General features: G+C 67.6%; 23 protein-coding genes. All 23 read left to right on the top strand.

Annotated features, from left to right (window positions below):
- Window positions 1-28 precede the first annotated feature (28 nt).
- The 23 genes from fusA to rplO all read left to right on the top strand — a co-directional run bounded on the left by fusA (window position 29) and on the right by rplO (window position 13,953).
- Entirely contained in the window at window positions 29-2,164 is a 2,136-nt protein-coding gene (gene fusA / locus BN1056_RS02340) for an elongation factor G (RefSeq protein ID WP_210578730.1), read from the top strand.
- A gap of 199 nt (window positions 2,165-2,363) precedes the next feature.
- On the top strand, window positions 2,364-3,554 hold the full coding sequence (gene tuf, locus BN1056_RS02335; RefSeq protein WP_086614094.1) for an elongation factor Tu: 1,191 nt from the start codon (window positions 2,364-2,366) through the stop codon (window positions 3,552-3,554).
- A gap of 415 nt (window positions 3,555-3,969) precedes the next feature.
- The gene (gene rpsJ / locus BN1056_RS02330) at window positions 3,970-4,278 is read left to right on the top strand and encodes a 30S ribosomal protein S10 (RefSeq protein ID WP_070511604.1); all 309 of its coding nucleotides are present in this window, start codon (window positions 3,970-3,972) and stop codon (window positions 4,276-4,278) included.
- Window positions 4,279-4,289: 11 nt separating this feature from the next.
- Window positions 4,290-4,952, top strand: a complete 663-nt coding sequence (gene rplC / locus BN1056_RS02325) for a 50S ribosomal protein L3 (RefSeq protein WP_210578727.1) — start codon at window positions 4,290-4,292, stop codon at window positions 4,950-4,952.
- 4 nt (window positions 4,953-4,956) lie between these two features.
- Window positions 4,957-5,604 carry a 50S ribosomal protein L4 gene (gene rplD / locus BN1056_RS02320; RefSeq protein WP_210578725.1) on the top strand — a complete coding sequence of 216 codons (648 nt, stop codon included), beginning with the start codon at window positions 4,957-4,959 and terminating at the stop codon, window positions 5,602-5,604.
- Window positions 5,601-5,906: a 50S ribosomal protein L23 gene (gene rplW / locus BN1056_RS02315; RefSeq protein WP_073327552.1), complete on the top strand. Its 306-nt coding sequence runs from the start codon at window positions 5,601-5,603 to the stop codon at window positions 5,904-5,906. Before rplD ends, rplW begins: the two co-directional genes overlap by 4 nt.
- A gap of 21 nt (window positions 5,907-5,927) precedes the next feature.
- Entirely contained in the window at window positions 5,928-6,764 is an 837-nt protein-coding gene (rplB, locus tag BN1056_RS02310) for a 50S ribosomal protein L2 (protein WP_073327550.1), read from the top strand.
- Window positions 6,765-6,776: 12 nt separating this feature from the next.
- Window positions 6,777-7,055, top strand: coding sequence for a 30S ribosomal protein S19 (rpsS, locus tag BN1056_RS02305; RefSeq protein WP_073327549.1), 279 nt, complete (start codon window positions 6,777-6,779; stop codon window positions 7,053-7,055).
- A 32-nt stretch (window positions 7,056-7,087) separates the two neighbouring features.
- A complete protein-coding gene (gene rplV, locus BN1056_RS02300; RefSeq protein ID WP_210578722.1) occupies window positions 7,088-7,465 on the top strand; it encodes a 50S ribosomal protein L22 in 378 nt (125 codons plus the stop codon).
- Window positions 7,465-8,268 (top strand): 30S ribosomal protein S3, encoded by an 804-nt coding sequence (gene rpsC / locus BN1056_RS02295; protein ID WP_210578720.1) that lies wholly within the window; start codon window positions 7,465-7,467, stop codon window positions 8,266-8,268. Before rplV ends, rpsC begins: the two co-directional genes overlap by 1 nt.
- Before the next feature lie 3 nt (window positions 8,269-8,271).
- On the top strand, window positions 8,272-8,691 hold the full coding sequence (rplP, locus tag BN1056_RS02290; protein WP_073327544.1) for a 50S ribosomal protein L16: 420 nt from the start codon (window positions 8,272-8,274) through the stop codon (window positions 8,689-8,691).
- Window positions 8,691-8,942 (top strand): 50S ribosomal protein L29, encoded by a 252-nt coding sequence (gene rpmC, locus BN1056_RS02285; protein WP_210578718.1) that lies wholly within the window; start codon window positions 8,691-8,693, stop codon window positions 8,940-8,942. Before rplP ends, rpmC begins: the two co-directional genes overlap by 1 nt.
- Before the next feature lie 20 nt (window positions 8,943-8,962).
- Complete coding sequence (rpsQ, locus tag BN1056_RS02280) at window positions 8,963-9,250, top strand: 30S ribosomal protein S17 (protein WP_244671468.1); 288 nt, start codon at window positions 8,963-8,965, stop codon at window positions 9,248-9,250.
- 388 nt (window positions 9,251-9,638) lie between these two features.
- A complete protein-coding gene (gene rplN / locus BN1056_RS02275) occupies window positions 9,639-10,010 on the top strand; it encodes a 50S ribosomal protein L14 (RefSeq protein ID WP_073327539.1) in 372 nt (123 codons plus the stop codon).
- A 3-nt stretch (window positions 10,011-10,013) separates the two neighbouring features.
- Window positions 10,014-10,358 (top strand): 50S ribosomal protein L24, encoded by a 345-nt coding sequence (rplX, locus tag BN1056_RS02270; RefSeq protein ID WP_073327537.1) that lies wholly within the window; start codon window positions 10,014-10,016, stop codon window positions 10,356-10,358.
- A gap of 2 nt (window positions 10,359-10,360) precedes the next feature.
- Window positions 10,361-10,942 (top strand): 50S ribosomal protein L5, encoded by a 582-nt coding sequence (rplE, locus tag BN1056_RS02265; RefSeq protein WP_073327536.1) that lies wholly within the window; start codon window positions 10,361-10,363, stop codon window positions 10,940-10,942.
- A gap of 1 nt (window position 10,943) precedes the next feature.
- Complete coding sequence (locus BN1056_RS02260; RefSeq protein WP_073327534.1) at window positions 10,944-11,129, top strand: type Z 30S ribosomal protein S14; 186 nt, start codon at window positions 10,944-10,946, stop codon at window positions 11,127-11,129.
- A 58-nt stretch (window positions 11,130-11,187) separates the two neighbouring features.
- Window positions 11,188-11,586, top strand: coding sequence for a 30S ribosomal protein S8 (gene rpsH, locus BN1056_RS02255; RefSeq protein WP_073327533.1), 399 nt, complete (start codon window positions 11,188-11,190; stop codon window positions 11,584-11,586).
- Between the two features lie 21 nt (window positions 11,587-11,607).
- Entirely contained in the window at window positions 11,608-12,147 is a 540-nt protein-coding gene (gene rplF / locus BN1056_RS02250) for a 50S ribosomal protein L6 (protein WP_073327531.1), read from the top strand.
- A gap of 2 nt (window positions 12,148-12,149) precedes the next feature.
- Window positions 12,150-12,524, top strand: a complete 375-nt coding sequence (rplR, locus tag BN1056_RS02245; protein ID WP_108969510.1) for a 50S ribosomal protein L18 — start codon at window positions 12,150-12,152, stop codon at window positions 12,522-12,524.
- A 31-nt stretch (window positions 12,525-12,555) separates the two neighbouring features.
- Window positions 12,556-13,263, top strand: a complete 708-nt coding sequence (rpsE, locus tag BN1056_RS02240; protein WP_073327530.1) for a 30S ribosomal protein S5 — start codon at window positions 12,556-12,558, stop codon at window positions 13,261-13,263.
- Window positions 13,263-13,478: a 50S ribosomal protein L30 gene (gene rpmD / locus BN1056_RS02235; protein WP_073327528.1), complete on the top strand. Its 216-nt coding sequence runs from the start codon at window positions 13,263-13,265 to the stop codon at window positions 13,476-13,478. The genes rpsE and rpmD overlap by 1 nt, the downstream gene beginning before the upstream one ends.
- A gap of 1 nt (window position 13,479) precedes the next feature.
- Window positions 13,480-13,953 (top strand): 50S ribosomal protein L15, encoded by a 474-nt coding sequence (gene rplO, locus BN1056_RS02230; RefSeq protein ID WP_210578716.1) that lies wholly within the window; start codon window positions 13,480-13,482, stop codon window positions 13,951-13,953.
- The last annotated feature ends 222 nt before the right edge of the window (window positions 13,954-14,175 follow it).

The following is a 14,175-nucleotide window of genomic DNA, read 5'->3' as shown; positions in this document are numbered from 1 at the left end:
CGCACCACAAGAACGAAGGACATCACTAGTGGCACTAGACGTGCTGACTGACCTCACCAAGGTCCGCAACATCGGCATCATGGCTCACATCGATGCCGGCAAGACGACCGTGACGGAGCGCATCCTGTTCTACACGGGCATCAACTACAAGATCGGCGAGACGCACGACGGCGCCTCGACGATGGACTGGATGGAACAGGAGCAGGAGCGCGGTATCACCATTACCTCCGCGGCCACCACCTGCTTCTGGAAGGACAACCAGATCAACATCATCGACACCCCCGGCCACGTCGACTTCACGGTCGAGGTCGAGCGCTCCCTGCGTGTGCTCGACGGCGCGGTCGCCGTCTTCGACGGCAAGGAGGGCGTCGAGCCCCAGTCCGAGACGGTGTGGCGCCAGGCGGACAAGTACAACGTGCCCCGCATCTGCTACATCAACAAGATGGACAAGCTGGGTGCGAACTTCGACTTCTCCGTGCAGACGATTCGCGACCGGCTTCACGCCACCCCGATCGTCATCAACTTCCCCATCGGTGCCGAGAACGAGTTCTCCGGCGTCGTCGACGTGCTGGAGATGCGGGCCATCCGCTTCCCCGAGAAGGACGCCGACGGCAAGGACACCCGCGGCAGCGTCGTCGTTTACGAGGACATCCCGGCCGAGCTGGTCTCCCGCGCCGAGGAGCTGCGCAACGAGCTCATCGAGACGGTCGCCGAGGCCGACGACGAGCTGATGGAGAAGTACCTGGAGGGCGAGGAGCTGTCGGTCGCCGAGCTCAAGCGCGGCATCCGCAAGCTCACCATCGCCGGCGAGGCCTTCCCGGTCTTCGCCGGGTCCGCCTTCAAGAACAAGGGCATTCAGCCCGTGCTCGACGGCGTGCTCGACTACCTGCCCTCCCCGCTGGACGTGCCCGACGTCGAGGGGCACGTCCCCGGAGACGAGTCCAAGGTCATCACCCGCAAGGCCGATGAGCACGAGCCCTTCTCCGCGCTGGCCTTCAAGGTCGCCACGCACCCGTTCTACGGCAAGCTCGTGTACGTGCGCGTGTACTCCGGCAAGGTCTCCCAGGGCGACACGATCCTGAACGCCACCAAGGGCCGCAAGGAGCGCGTCGGCAAGCTCTTCCAGATGCACTCCAACAAGGAGAACCCGGTGGAGGAGGCCCACGCCGGCCACATCTACGCGTTCATCGGGCTGAAGGACGTCACCACCGGTGACACCCTGTCTGCCCAGGGCGACCCGATCATCCTGGAGTCGATGACCTTCCCGGACCCGGTGATCCACGTGGCCATCGAGCCCAAGACCAAGGGCGACCAGGAGAAGCTCGGCGTCGCCATTCAGAAGCTCTCCGAGGAGGACCCGACCTTCACGGTCGAGCTCGACGAGGAGACCGGCCAGACCGTCATCGGCGGTATGGGCGAGCTGCACCTGGACGTCTTCGTCGACCGTATGCGGCGCGAGTTCAAGGTGGAGGCGAACGTCGGTAACCCGATGGTCGCCTACCGCGAGACCATCCGCAAGAAGGTCGACAAGGTCGAGTACACGCACAAGAAGCAGACCGGTGGCTCCGGCCAGTTCGCGAAGGTGCTCATGTCCTTCGAGCCGCTGACTCACGACGACGCGGACGAGGAGGGCGAGAACAAGCACTACGAGTTCGTCAACGCCGTCACCGGCGGCCGCGTGCCCCGTGAGTTCATCCCCAGCGTCGACGCCGGCGTGCAGGAGGCCATGACCACGGGTGTGCTGGCCGGCTACCCGATGGTGGACGTCAAGGCGACTCTGGTCGACGGCGGCTACCACGAGGTCGACTCCTCCGAGATGGCCTTCAAGATCGCCGGCTCCATGGCCTTCAAGGAGGGCGCCAAGCGTGCCAAGCCGGTTCTGCTGGAGCCGGTCATGGCCGTCGAGGTGCGCACCCCCGAGGAGTACATGGGCGACGTCATCGGCGACCTGAACTCCCGGCGCGGCATGGTCCAGTCGATGGAGGACGCGCAGGGCGTGAAGGTCATCAAGGCCAACGTCCCGCTGTCGGAGATGTTCGGGTACGTGGGCGACCTGCGTTCCAAGACCCAGGGTCGTGCCGTGTACTCCATGGAGTTCGACTCCTACGCCGAGGTTCCCAAGAACGTCGCGGACGAGGTCATCGCCAAGGCCAAGGGCGAGTGACCCAGACCGCACCGGTGCCGGGGCGCGGCGGCGAGAGTCGTCCGCCCCGGCCCCACCCGGCCCCGGAATTGCCTCCGGGGCAACTCATCCAAGTAAGATTTCCAACAATTCATCAGTAGACACTCTCGCAGTCGGTACGGCTACCATGTGCTAGTCGATCCCCGACGAAGAGAACTACCCGAGTCCCAGGAGGACACCAGTGGCCAAGGCCAAGTTCGAGCGGACCAAGCCGCACGTCAACATCGGAACGATCGGTCACGTCGACCACGGCAAGACGACGCTGACCGCAGCGATCTCCAAGGTCCTGCACGACGAGTACCCGGACCTGAACCCCTTCACTCCCTTCGACGAGATCGACAAGGCTCCCGAGGAGCGCCAGCGCGGTATCACCATCAACATCGCGCACGTCGAGTACGAGACCGCCAAGCGTCACTACGCTCACGTCGACGCCCCCGGTCACGCCGACTACATCAAGAACATGATCACCGGTGCCGCGCAGATGGACGGCGCCATCCTGGTGGTCGCCGCCACCGACGGCCCCATGGCCCAGACCCGCGAGCACGTTCTGCTCGCCCGTCAGGTCGGCGTCCCCGCCCTGCTGGTCGCCCTGAACAAGGCCGACATGGTCGACGACGAGGAGCTCCTCGAGCTGGTCGAGATGGAGGTCCGCGAGCTGCTGTCCTCCCAGGACTACGACGGCGACAACGCCCCCGTGATCCGCGTGTCCGCGCTCAAGGCCCTCGAGGGCGACCCCGAGTGGACCGCCAAGATCAAGGAGCTCATGGACGCGGTCGACGAGTACATCCCGACCCCCGAGCGTGACATGGACAAGCCGTTCCTCATGCCCATCGAGGACGTCTTCACCATCACCGGTCGCGGCACCGTCGTCACCGGTCGCGTCGAGCGCGGCAAGCTGCCGATCAACTCCGAGGTCGAGATCCTCGGTATCCGCGAGCCGCAGAAGACCACCGTCACCGGCATCGAGATGTTCCACAAGTCCATGGACGAGGCGTGGGCCGGTGAGAACTGCGGTCTGCTGCTGCGTGGTACCCGTCGTGAGGACGTCGAGCGCGGACAGGTTGTCTGCAAGCCCGGCTCCATCACCCCGCACACCCAGTTCGAGGGCCACGTCTACATCCTGACCAAGGACGAGGGCGGTCGCCACAACCCCTTCTACTCGAACTACCGTCCGCAGTTCTACTTCCGCACCACGGACGTCACCGGCGTCATCACGCTGCCCGAGGGCACCGAGATGGTCATGCCCGGCGACACCACCGAGATGTCGGTTGAGCTGATCCAGCCCATCGCCATGGAGGAGGGCCTCGGCTTCGCCATCCGCGAGGGTGGCCGCACCGTCGGCTCCGGCCGCGTCACCAAGATCATCAAGTGACCAGGCCGCGGCGCTCCATGCGCTGACGCAGCTGCGGGCCGCGGCTCGCAGTGAGGCTTCGCGGGAGGCCCGCCACCCACACCGGGTGGCGGGCCTCCCGCCGTTGCGGCTGCGTGTCGCGGACTGCGACACGCCCGAGCGCGGGTGTCGGGTGGGCAGACTCACAGGTCCAGCGTGCCCATCCGGCTGTCGCAGGTGGGGCCGGCGCTGATAACGTAGGCCAGCCGGCGGGCCGACGCCCGCTCCGGCCGCACCGGGGGCCCACCCCGGAATCCAGTCTGACGGACCCGATCGCCATCGGGATTCCGTGTGTCCAGACCGGCTCACCAGCCCTTGACCGGGCCGAGGTGCGCGTCGCATTGCGACACGCCCGAGCGCGTGGACCGGTCACCGAAAGCAAGAGAGGTTAGGCGCCATGGCGGGACAGAAGATCCGCATCCGGCTCAAGTCCTACGACCACGAGGTCATCGACTCCTCGGCGCGCAAGATCGTCGACGTCGTGACCCGCGCGGGCGCGACGGTCGTGGGCCCAGTGCCGCTGCCGACCGAGAAGAACGTGTTCTGCGTCATCCGGTCGCCCCACAAGGACAAGGACAGCCGCGAGCACTTCGAGATGCGTACACACAAGCGGCTGATCGACATCGTCGACCCGACGCCGAAGGCCGTCGACTCGCTCATGCGTCTCGACCTGCCGGCCGACGTCAACATTGAGATCAAGCTCTGAGGACTGAAGCCATGACTACCAACCAGCGGTCCGCCGCGCCCGTCAAGGCGCTGCTCGGCACCAAGCTCGGCATGACTCAGGTCTGGGACGAGAACGGCGCCCTGCGTCCGGTCACGGTCGTGCGCGTCGACCCCAACGTCGTCACCCAGATCCGCACTGTCGAGAACGACGGCTACGAGGCCGTCCAGCTCGCCTTCGGCGAGATCGACGAGCGCAAGGTAACCAAGCCGCTCGCCGGCCACTTCGCCAAGGCCGGCGTCACCCCCCGTCGCCACGTCGCCGAGGTGCGCACCTCGCTCGCCGGCGAGTTCGCGCCCGGCCAGGAGCTCGCGGCCGACACCTTTGAAGTCGGCCAGCTGGTCGACGTCACCGGCACCTCGAAGGGTAAGGGCTTCGCCGGCACCATGAAGCGCCACGGCTTCTCCGGCGTCGGCGCCTCCCACGGTGCCCACCGCAACCACCGCAAGCCCGGCTCCGTCGGCGCCTGCGCCACCCCGGGCCGCATCTTCAAGGGCCTGCGCATGGCCGGCCGCATGGGCCACGCGACCACGACCGTCCAGAACCTCAAGGTCCGCGGCGTCGACACCGAGAAGGGCGTGCTGCTCATGGGCGGCGCCATCCCCGGCCCCAAGGGCTCCGTGGTCGTCATCCGCACCGCCGTGAAGGGAGCCTGACACCATGGCAGACACCATCATCGTCGACGTCGTCGACTCCACCGGAGCCAAGACCGGCACCGTGGAGCTGCCCGGCGAGATCTTCGACGCCGAGCTCAACATCCCCCTGATGCACCAGGTCGTCGTGGCCCAGCTGGCCGCGGCCCGGCAGGGCACCCACGCCACCAAGACCCGCGGCATGGTCCGCGGCGGTGGCCGCAAGCCCTACCGGCAGAAGGGCACCGGCCGCGCCCGCCAGGGCTCCATCCGTGCCCCCCAGTTCACCGGCGGCGGCACCGTGCACGGCCCGCAGCCGCGCGACTACTCCCAGCGCACCCCGAAGAAGATGAAGGCCGCCGCCCTGCGCTCGGCCCTGTCCGACCGGGCCCGCAACGGCCGTATCCACGTCATCACCGAGTTTGTCACCTCCGAGAAGCCGTCCACCAAGTCGGCCCTCGCCGCCCTGCGCAACCTCACGGACCGCCCCAAGTCCCTGGTGGTCGCCACCGGCACCGACGAACTCACCCGACTCAGCCTGCGCAACGCCCCCGAGGCGCACGTGCTCAAGGCCGATCAGCTGAACACCTACGACGTCCTCAACTCCGACGACGTCGTCTTCACCGCCGCCGCCCTGGACGACTTCCTCGGCAAGGGTGAGGAGGAGTCCAAGTGAGCTTCGTAAAGAGCAAGAACCCCCGCGACGTGATTATTGCGCCGGTCGTCTCCGAGAAGTCGTACACCTGCATGGATCGCGGGCAGTACACCTTCGTCGTGGCCCCCGACGCCAACAAGACCGAGATCAAGATCGCCATCGAGTCCATCTTCGATGTCAAGGTCGCCTCGGTGAACACGCTCAATCGCCGCGGCAAGACCCGCCGCACCCGCACGGGCATCGGCAAGTCGAAGGACACCAAGCGCGCGATCGTAACTCTGCGCGAGGGCACCATCGACATCTTCGGCGACGTGACGGACTGACACGGAAGGTAGAAGATCGAGATGGCAATCCGTAAGTACAAGCCGACGACCCCCGGTCGCCGCGGCTCGTCGGTCGCCGACTTCAGCGAGCTGACCCGCAACCGCCCCGAGAAGTCGCTGGTCCGGCCGCTGAGCAAGACCGGTGGCCGCAACTCCTCCGGGCGCATCACCACCCGTCACAAGGGTGGCGGTCACAAGCGCGCCTACCGGCTGATCGACTTCCGCCGGCACGACAAGGACGGCGTGCCCGCCAAGGTCGCGCACATCGAGTACGACCCGAACCGCACCGCCCGCATCGCCCTGCTGCACTACGCCGACGGCGAGAAGCGCTACATCCTGGCCCCCAACGGCCTGCGCCAGGGTGACCGGATCGAGGCCGGCCCCGAGGCCGACATCAAGCCGGGCAACTGCCTGCCGCTGCGCAACATCCCCACCGGTACCGTGGTGCACGCCGTTGAGCTGCGCCCCGGCGGTGGCGCCAAGATCGCCCGCAGCGCCGGCACCTCGGTGCAGCTGGTCGCCAAGGAGGGCAAGTACGCGCAGCTGCGCATGCCCTCCGGCGAGATCCGCAACGTCGAGGCCGCCTGCCGGGCGACCATCGGCGAGGTCGGCAACGCCGAGCAGTCCAACATCAACTGGGGCAAGGCCGGCCGCATGCGCTGGAAGGGCGTCCGCCCGACCGTGCGCGGTGTGGTCATGAACCCGGTGGACCACCCCCACGGTGGTGGTGAGGGCCGCACCTCCGGTGGCCGCCACCCCGTCTCGCCCTGGGGCAAGCCTGAGGGCCGTACCCGTCGTCCCAACAAGTCCAGTGACCGGCTCATCGTGCGCCGTCGCCGGACCGGCAAGAAGCGCTGATAGGAGCCAGTCATGTCGCGAAGCCTTAAGAAGGGCCCCTTCGTCGACGACCACCTGCAGAAGAAGGTGGACGCCCAGAACGAGCAGGGCACCAAGAACGTCATCAAGACCTGGTCCCGGCGTTCGATGATCACGCCGGACTTCATCGGGCACACCTTCGCCGTCCACGACGGCCGCAAGCACGTCCCGGTGTTCGTTACCGAGTCCATGGTGGGCCACAAGCTCGGTGAGTTCGCTCCCACCCGTACCTTCCGTGGGCACGTCAAGGACGACCGCAAGGCGCGTCGCTGACGGGCGCCGGAGAGTTTGAGAGGCTAAGAATCATGGAAGCCAAGGCGCAGGCCAAGTACGTGCGCTGCACGCCGATGAAGGCACGCCGGGTCGTGGACCAGGTCCGCGGCAAGCGCGCCGTCGACGCCGTGGGCGTGCTGCGTTTCGCACCGCAGTCCGCTGCAGTGCCCGTCCGCAAGGTCATCGAGTCCGCTATCGCCAACGCCCGGTACAAGGCCGAGCGCGACGGCGAGCGCTTCAACGAGAACGACCTGTTCATCACCGAGGTGTACGCCGACGAGGGCCCGACCCTCAAGCGGTTCCGCCCGCGCGCCCAGGGACGCGCGGCCCGAATCCTCAAGCGCACCAGTCACATCACCGTCGTCGTCGGCGACCGCGCCGACACCGCCAAGCAGGAAGGAGCCCGGTAATGGGGCAGAAGGTCAACCCGACCGGTTTCCGCCTGGGCATCACCACGGACCACCGCTCCCGCTGGTTCGCCGACTCCACCAAGCCCGGTCAGCGCTACCGCGACTTCGTGGACGAGGACGTCAAGATCCGGCGCCTCATGGAGAACGGCATGGAGCGTGCCGGCATCTCCAAGGTCGACATTGAGCGCACCCGCGACCGGGTCCGCGTCGACCTGCACACCGCCCGCCCCGGCATCGTCATCGGGCGTCGCGGCGTGGAGGCCGAGCGCCTGCGCGGCCAGCTGGAGAAGCTGACCGGTAAGCAGGTTCAGCTCAACATCCTCGAGGTCCGCAACCCCGACCTGGACGCCCAGCTGGTCGCCCAGGGCATCGCCGAGCAGCTCGCCAGCCGCGTCTCCTTCCGTCGCGCCATGCGCCGCGGACTGCAGTCGGCCATGCGCGCCGGCGCCAAGGGCGTGCGCGTGCAGTGCTCCGGCCGCCTCGGCGGCGCGGAGATGAGCCGCAGCGAGTTCTACCGCGAGGGACGCGTTCCGCTGCACACCCTGCGGGCCAACATCGACTACGGCTTCTACGAGGCCAAGACCACCTTCGGCCGCATCGGCGTGAAGGTGTGGATCTACAAGGGCGACATGACCGAGCGCGAGTTCGCCCGCCAGCAGGCCGAGTCCGCCCCGCGCGGCCGCGGCCGTGGTGAGCGCCGCGGCGGCCGCCGTGGTGAGCGCGCCCCGCGCCAGAACGAGCAGCAGGTCGAGCAGGCGCCGGCCACCGAGAACGCTGCCCCCGATCAGGGAACGGAGGCCTGAGCCGTGCTCATCCCCCGCCGGACCAAGTACCGCAAGCAGCACCGCCCGCACCGTTCGGGCATGTCCAAGGGCGGCAACCAGATCGCCTTCGGCGACTACGGCATTCAGGCTCTCGAGCCCGCCTACGTCACCAACCGGCAGATCGAGGCGGCCCGTATCGCCATGACCCGCCACATCAAGCGCGGCGGCAAGGTGTGGATCAACATCTTCCCGGACCGCCCGCTGACCAAGAAGCCCGCCGAGACCCGTATGGGTTCCGGTAAGGGCGCCCCGGAGTGGTGGATCGCCAACGTCAAGCCCGGACGCATCATGTTCGAGCTCGGCGGCGTCGACGTCGACCTGGCCCGCGAGGCCATGCGTCGCGCTCAGGCGAAGCTGCCGATGAAGACCCGTTTCGTGACCCGTGAGGGTGGTGACATCTGATGGCTATCGGTTCCAAGGGGCTCAGCCCCGCAGACCTCGACGCCATGGACGACGAGCGCCTCGCTGAGGAGCTGTCCAAGGCCAAGACGGAGCTGTTCAACCTCCGGTTCGCGTCCGCGACCGGGCAGCTGGAGGACCACGGCCGCATGAAGGCCGTGCGTCGCGACATCGCCCGCATCTACACCATTGTGCGCGAGCGCGAGCTCGGCATCCGCACCGCTCCGAGCACTCAGGAGGAGGACGCCAAGTGAGCGAACAGACCACTGACAACGTGAACGCCGGCGAGCAGGCCGGTACCGACGCCCCCCAGCGCAACCACCGTAAGGTGCGCCGTGGCTACGTCGTGTCCGACAAGATGCAGAAGACCATCGTCGTCGAGGTGGAGGAGCGCTACAAGCACTCCCTGTACGGCAAGGTTCTGCGCCGCTCGAAGAAGTTCAAGGTCCACGACGAGCACAACGACGCCCACCCCGGCGACCTCGTGCTGATCATGGAGACCCGTCCGCTGAGCGCCACCAAGCGCTGGCGACTGGTGGAGATCCTCGAGAAGGCCAAGTGATTCGTTGCTGGGACCGGTAGGCCATCGGGTCGCGGTCCCGCACCGGCTTCACCGCACAACGACGACGCCGCAGCCTCCGGGGCAACCCGGGCTGCGGCGTCGTCGTTCACCCGGGTCGGTCCCAACGTCCGTGGTGAGCAAAGGCACAGGCCCGGATTTCCGGCCGGACTACCGGCGATTCCCTGCGTTGCACTAGGGTTGGGGAGTTGCGCGCGCCCTCGGTGCGCCCGGCAGAGACCTCGCGCTCCTGCGCCTGTGTCTGTCGGGGCCTGCGTACCGGGACTCGTCCGCCGTCGGCGGGCAGCGTGCACCACCAGAAGGAACGTTCGGCCAGGCTCGCGCCGCCATGCGTGGCGGGAGAACCGGCTCGACGACAGGAGAACATTCAATGATCCAGCAGGAGTCGCGACTAAAGGTCGCCGACAACACCGGTGCCAAGGAGATCCTGTGCATCCGTGTGCTCGGCGGCTCGGGTCGGCGCTATGCGGGCATCGGCGACCAGATCGTCGCTACCGTGAAGGACGCCATCCCCGGCGGCAACGTCAAGAAGGGCGAGGTCGTCAGGGCGGTCGTCGTGCGCGCCACCAAGGAACGTCGCCGCCCGGACGGCTCGTACATTCGTTTCGACGAGAACGCCGCCGTCATCATCAGGGACAAGGATGGCGAGCCCCGCGGCACGCGCATCTTCGGCCCCGTCGGCCGTGAGCTTCGCGAGAAGAAGTTCATGCGCATCGTTTCGCTCGCACCGGAGGTGATCTGACCCATGGCACGCATCAAGAAGGGCGACCAGGTCATCGTCATCGCCGGCAAGGACAAGGGCAAGACCGGCCGCGTGCTTCGGGTCATCCCGAAGGAGGACCGCGTCGTCGTCGAGGGCGTGCAGCGCGTAACCAAGCACACGCGCCCGCGGCAGACCGCCCAGGGAGCCCGTGCCGGCGGCATCGAGACCGTCGAGGCCCCCATCCACATCTCAAACGTCATGCCGATCGACCCCAAGACGGGCCAGCGCACTCGCGTCGGCTTCCGGGTCGAGGAGGGCGTGCGCCCCAACGGCCGTAAGCGCACCGTTCGCGTGCGCTACGCCAAGAAGTCCGGGGAGGATCTGTGACCATGGCTGAGAACACGGCTGAGACCACGGCGACCGCCGTCGCCCCCCGGCTGAAGGCCAAGTACGACGACCAGGTGCGTCCCGCCCTGATGGAGGAGTTCAAGCACTCCAACGTCATGCAGGTCGGGCGCGTTGCCAAGGTCGTCGTCAACATGGGTGTGGGCGAGGCCGCCCACGACTCGAAGCTGATCGAGGGCGCCGTCCGCGACCTCGCAGCCATCACCGGCCAGAAGCCGCAGGTGACTCGGGCACGCAAGTCGATTGCCCAGTTCAAGCTGCGCGCCGGACAGCCCATCGGCGCCCACGTCACGCTGCGTGGCGACCGCATGTGGGAGTTCCTCGACCGGCTGATCTCCATCTCGCTGCCCCGCATCCGCGACTTCCGCGGCCTGAGCCCGAAGCAGTTCGACGGCAACGGCAACTACACCTTCGGACTGACCGAGCAGGCGGTGTTCCACGAGATCGACCCCGACGCCATCGACCGCGTGCGCGGCATGGACATCACCGTGGTGACCACGGCCAAGACCGACGAGGAGGCCCGCTCGCTGCTCAAGCAGCTCGGCTTCCCCTTCAAGGAGAAGTGACATGGCTAAGACCTCTTTGAAAGTCAAGGCGAACCGCAAGCCGAAGTTCGGCGTCCGTGCCTACACGCGCTGCCAGCGCTGCGGCCGGCCCCGCTCGGTGTACCGCAAGTTCGGCCTGTGCCGCATCTGCCTGCGCGAGATGGCCCTCAACGGCCAGCTCCCCGGCGTGAGCAAGTCCAGCTGGTAAGAACTTACGTCGCAGGTCCGAGAAGGAAACCGCGACGAGGAAGGGCGCAGGCCCACTCATGACAATGACAGACCCAATCGCAGACATGCTGACTCGTCTGCGCAATGCCAACAACGCATACCACGAGACCGTGTCCATGCCCTCCAGCAAGCTGAAGGTGAATATCGCCAAGATGCTGAAGAACGAGGGCTACATCGACGGCTACGAGGTGACCGACGCCCAGGTCGGCAAGACGCTCACGCTGACCCTGAAGTACGGTGCCAACCGGCAGCGTGCCATCCAGGGGCTCAAGCGCGTGTCGAAGCCCGGTCTGCGCGTGTACGCAAAGTCCACGAACCTGCCCAAGGTCCTCGGCGGCCTGGGGGTGGCCATTCTGTCCACCTCCTCCGGCCTGCTCACCGACCGGCAGGCGGAGGCCCGGGGCGTAGGCGGCGAAGTGCTCGCCTACGTCTGGTGAGAGAAGGAGCGGAGAAGAACCATGTCTCGTATTGGACGCCTTCCCGTTCCGGTTCCCGCCGGAGTGGATGTAACCATTGAAGGAAATGACGTGACGGTCAAGGGCCCCAAGGGCACCCTGACCCGCACCATCGCCGAGCCGCTGACGGTCGCCCGCCAGGAGGACGGCTCCATCCTGGTGTCCCGGCCCGACGACGAGCGCCGCTCGCGCTCGCTGCACGGCCTGTCCCGCACGCTGATCAACAACATGGTCATCGGCGTGACGGAGGGCTACTCCAAGGAGCTGGAGATCGTCGGCACCGGTTACCGTGCGGCCCAGAAGGGCACCGGCATCGAGCTGTCGCTCGGCTTCTCCCACACCGTCGTCGTCGACGCCCCCGAGGGCATCGAGTTGAAGGTGGACGGTCCCGCCAAGGTGATCGTCTCGGGTATCTCCAAGGAGCAGGTCGGCGAGGTCGCCGCGAATATTCGCAAGATCCGCCCGCCGGAGCCCTACAAGGGCAAGGGTGTGCGCTACGCCGGCGAGAACGTGCGCCGCAAGGTCGGAAAGGCTGGTAAGTGACCATGGCTTACGCGATCAAGAGGGACAAGACCAAGGCTGTCGCCCGCAAGATCCGCCACCAGCGCGTGCGCAAGCACGTGTCCGGCACCGCCGAGCGCCCCCGGCTGGTGGTCAGCCGTTCCAACCGCCACATGGTGGCGCAGGTTATCGACGACACCATCGGCCACACGCTCTGCGCCGCCTCCACCCACGAGGCGGCGGCCCAGGGCGTCGAGGGCCACAAGGTCGGCGCGGCTCACCGCGTGGGCGAGCTGATTGCCGAGCGCGCCAAGGCGCTGGGCATTGAGAAGGTCGTGTTCGACCGTGGCGGCTACAAGTACCACGGTCGCGTCGCGGCCGTCGCCGAGGGCGCCCGCGAGGGCGGCCTGGAGTTCTGAGCCAGACGACGAGAAAGCTAAGGAGTTTCTGATGGCTGCACCGCAGCGAGACAGGTCCGCGTCGTCCGACGGCTCGGCCCGGCGTGAGAGCGACCGCGGCGAGGGCCGCGGCCGCCGTGACCGCAACAATGACCGCCGCGACCGGGGCACCGGCCGGGGCAACGACGACAAGTACATCGAGCGCGTCGTCACCATCAACCGCGTGTCCAAGGTCGTCAAGGGCGGCCGCCGCTTCACCTTCACGGCGCTGGTCGTCGTCGGTGACGGTGAGGGCACGGTGGGCGTCGGCTACGGCAAGGCGAAGGAAGTTCCCGCCGCCATTGCCAAGGCCGTCGAGGCGGCGAAGAAGGAGTTCTTCCACGTCCCGATGATCCGTCGCACCATCCCGCACGTGGTCCAGGGGGAGGACGCCGCCGGCATCGTGCTGCTGCGGCCCGCCTCGCCCGGTACCGGTGTTATCGCCGGCGGCCCGGTGCGCGCCGTCCTGGAGTGCGCCGGCGTCCACGACATCCTGTCGAAGTCGCTCGGCTCCTCGAACGCGATCAACATCGTCCACGCGACGGTGGCCGCGCTCAAGCAGCTCGAGCAGCCGGAGTCGGTCGCGGTTCGCCGTGGCCTGCCCCTGGAGGAGGTCGCGCCGCAGTCCATGCTGCGCGCCCGCGCCGAGGGTGAGGCCGCCAAGCGCGCCGAGGCCGAGAAGAAGGAGGCCGAAAAGGCCGCTGAAGGAGTGGGTGTGTGATGGCTGACGCCGCAACCGCTAAGACACAGCAGGACGCCCGGCAGATCAAGGTGACCCAGGTCCGCTCCGGCATCGGGGGTACCCGCCGCCAGCGCGAGACCCTGAAGGCCCTCGGCCTGCACCGGATCCGCCAGTCCGTGGTCCGCGAGGACAACCCGTCCGTGCGCGGCATGATCGCCAGGGTGGCGCACCTCGTCACCGTTGAGGAGGCCTGAGATGGCTGACACGAAGAAGCACGAGGAGGCCGGGCAGGTCGTTCGCCTGCATGACCTCCGCCCCGCTCCGGGCGCCAAGAAGGCCAAGACCCGCGTGGGTCGCGGTGAGGCGTCCAAGGGTAAGACCGCCGGCCGCGGTACCAAGGGCACCAAGGCGCGGTACCAGGTTCGCCCCGGCTTCGAGGGCGGCCAGATGCCGCTGCACATGCGCCTGCCCAAGCTGCGCGGCTTCCGCAACCCGAACCGGGTCGAGTACCAGCCCGTCAACGTCGGGCGCATCGCCGAGCTGTTCCCCGAGGGTGGCCAGGTCGGCGTCGATGACCTGGTAGCCAAGGGCGCGGTGCGCAAGGGTCGCCTGGTCAAGGTGCTGGGTGGCGGCGACGTCGCGGTCAGGCTCGACATCACCGCCGACGCCTGGTCCGACTCCGCCAAGGAGAAGGTCGAGGCCGCGGGCGGCACACTGGTCGCGCGCTGACCACGTGTCGGCCGCCGCCGCGGCGGCAGCCGACACGCGCAGCAAATGTCACGGCTCCGGCCGGGCCGGGGGAGACCCCGGCCCGGCCGGAGCCGTTCTGCTGCCCCCCCCCGACGTCCTACGCGTACGCCTCTGCCTCTCACGTACGTGTTTTGGAGGTTTCTTCGCGGCTAGTGGTCTGTTATGTCTCAGGACATCGGTGACAGTTCTGCCTCAGGACAT

Origin of the sequence: Actinomyces succiniciruminis, from assembly GCF_900002405.1 — a bacterium.
In the GTDB taxonomy this organism is placed as follows: domain Bacteria; phylum Actinomycetota; class Actinomycetes; order Actinomycetales; family Actinomycetaceae; genus Actinomyces; species Actinomyces succiniciruminis.
Note: the sequence above shows the minus strand (reverse complement) of the source record. Positions and strands in the feature narration are given on the sequence as shown.

What these genes read in the sequence shown, in the direction of transcription:
- rpsJ (WP_070511604.1), top strand. Translation starts at nt 3,970, where the DNA reads ATGGCGGGACAGAAGATCCGCATCCGGCTCAAGTCCTACGACCACGAG.
- rplC (WP_210578727.1), top strand. Translation starts at nt 4,290, where the DNA reads ATGACTACCAACCAGCGGTCCGCCGCGCCCGTCAAGGCGCTGCTCGGC.
- rplD (WP_210578725.1), top strand. Translation starts at nt 4,957, where the DNA reads ATGGCAGACACCATCATCGTCGACGTCGTCGACTCCACCGGAGCCAAG.
- rplB (WP_073327550.1), top strand. Translation starts at nt 5,928, where the DNA reads ATGGCAATCCGTAAGTACAAGCCGACGACCCCCGGTCGCCGCGGCTCG.
- rpsS (WP_073327549.1), top strand. Translation starts at nt 6,777, where the DNA reads ATGTCGCGAAGCCTTAAGAAGGGCCCCTTCGTCGACGACCACCTGCAG.
- rplV (WP_210578722.1), top strand. Translation starts at nt 7,088, where the DNA reads ATGGAAGCCAAGGCGCAGGCCAAGTACGTGCGCTGCACGCCGATGAAG.
- rpsC (WP_210578720.1), top strand. Translation starts at nt 7,465, where the DNA reads ATGGGGCAGAAGGTCAACCCGACCGGTTTCCGCCTGGGCATCACCACG.
- rpmC (WP_210578718.1), top strand. Translation starts at nt 8,691, where the DNA reads ATGGCTATCGGTTCCAAGGGGCTCAGCCCCGCAGACCTCGACGCCATG.
- rplN (WP_073327539.1), top strand. Translation starts at nt 9,639, where the DNA reads ATGATCCAGCAGGAGTCGCGACTAAAGGTCGCCGACAACACCGGTGCC.
- rplX (WP_073327537.1), top strand. Translation starts at nt 10,014, where the DNA reads ATGGCACGCATCAAGAAGGGCGACCAGGTCATCGTCATCGCCGGCAAG.
- rplE (WP_073327536.1), top strand. Translation starts at nt 10,361, where the DNA reads ATGGCTGAGAACACGGCTGAGACCACGGCGACCGCCGTCGCCCCCCGG.
- BN1056_RS02260 (WP_073327534.1), top strand. Translation starts at nt 10,944, where the DNA reads ATGGCTAAGACCTCTTTGAAAGTCAAGGCGAACCGCAAGCCGAAGTTC.
- rpsH (WP_073327533.1), top strand. Translation starts at nt 11,188, where the DNA reads ATGACAATGACAGACCCAATCGCAGACATGCTGACTCGTCTGCGCAAT.
- rplF (WP_073327531.1), top strand. Translation starts at nt 11,608, where the DNA reads ATGTCTCGTATTGGACGCCTTCCCGTTCCGGTTCCCGCCGGAGTGGAT.
- rplR (WP_108969510.1), top strand. Translation starts at nt 12,150, where the DNA reads ATGGCTTACGCGATCAAGAGGGACAAGACCAAGGCTGTCGCCCGCAAG.
- rpsE (WP_073327530.1), top strand. Translation starts at nt 12,556, where the DNA reads ATGGCTGCACCGCAGCGAGACAGGTCCGCGTCGTCCGACGGCTCGGCC.
- rpmD (WP_073327528.1), top strand. Translation starts at nt 13,263, where the DNA reads ATGGCTGACGCCGCAACCGCTAAGACACAGCAGGACGCCCGGCAGATC.
- rplO (WP_210578716.1), top strand. Translation starts at nt 13,480, where the DNA reads ATGGCTGACACGAAGAAGCACGAGGAGGCCGGGCAGGTCGTTCGCCTG.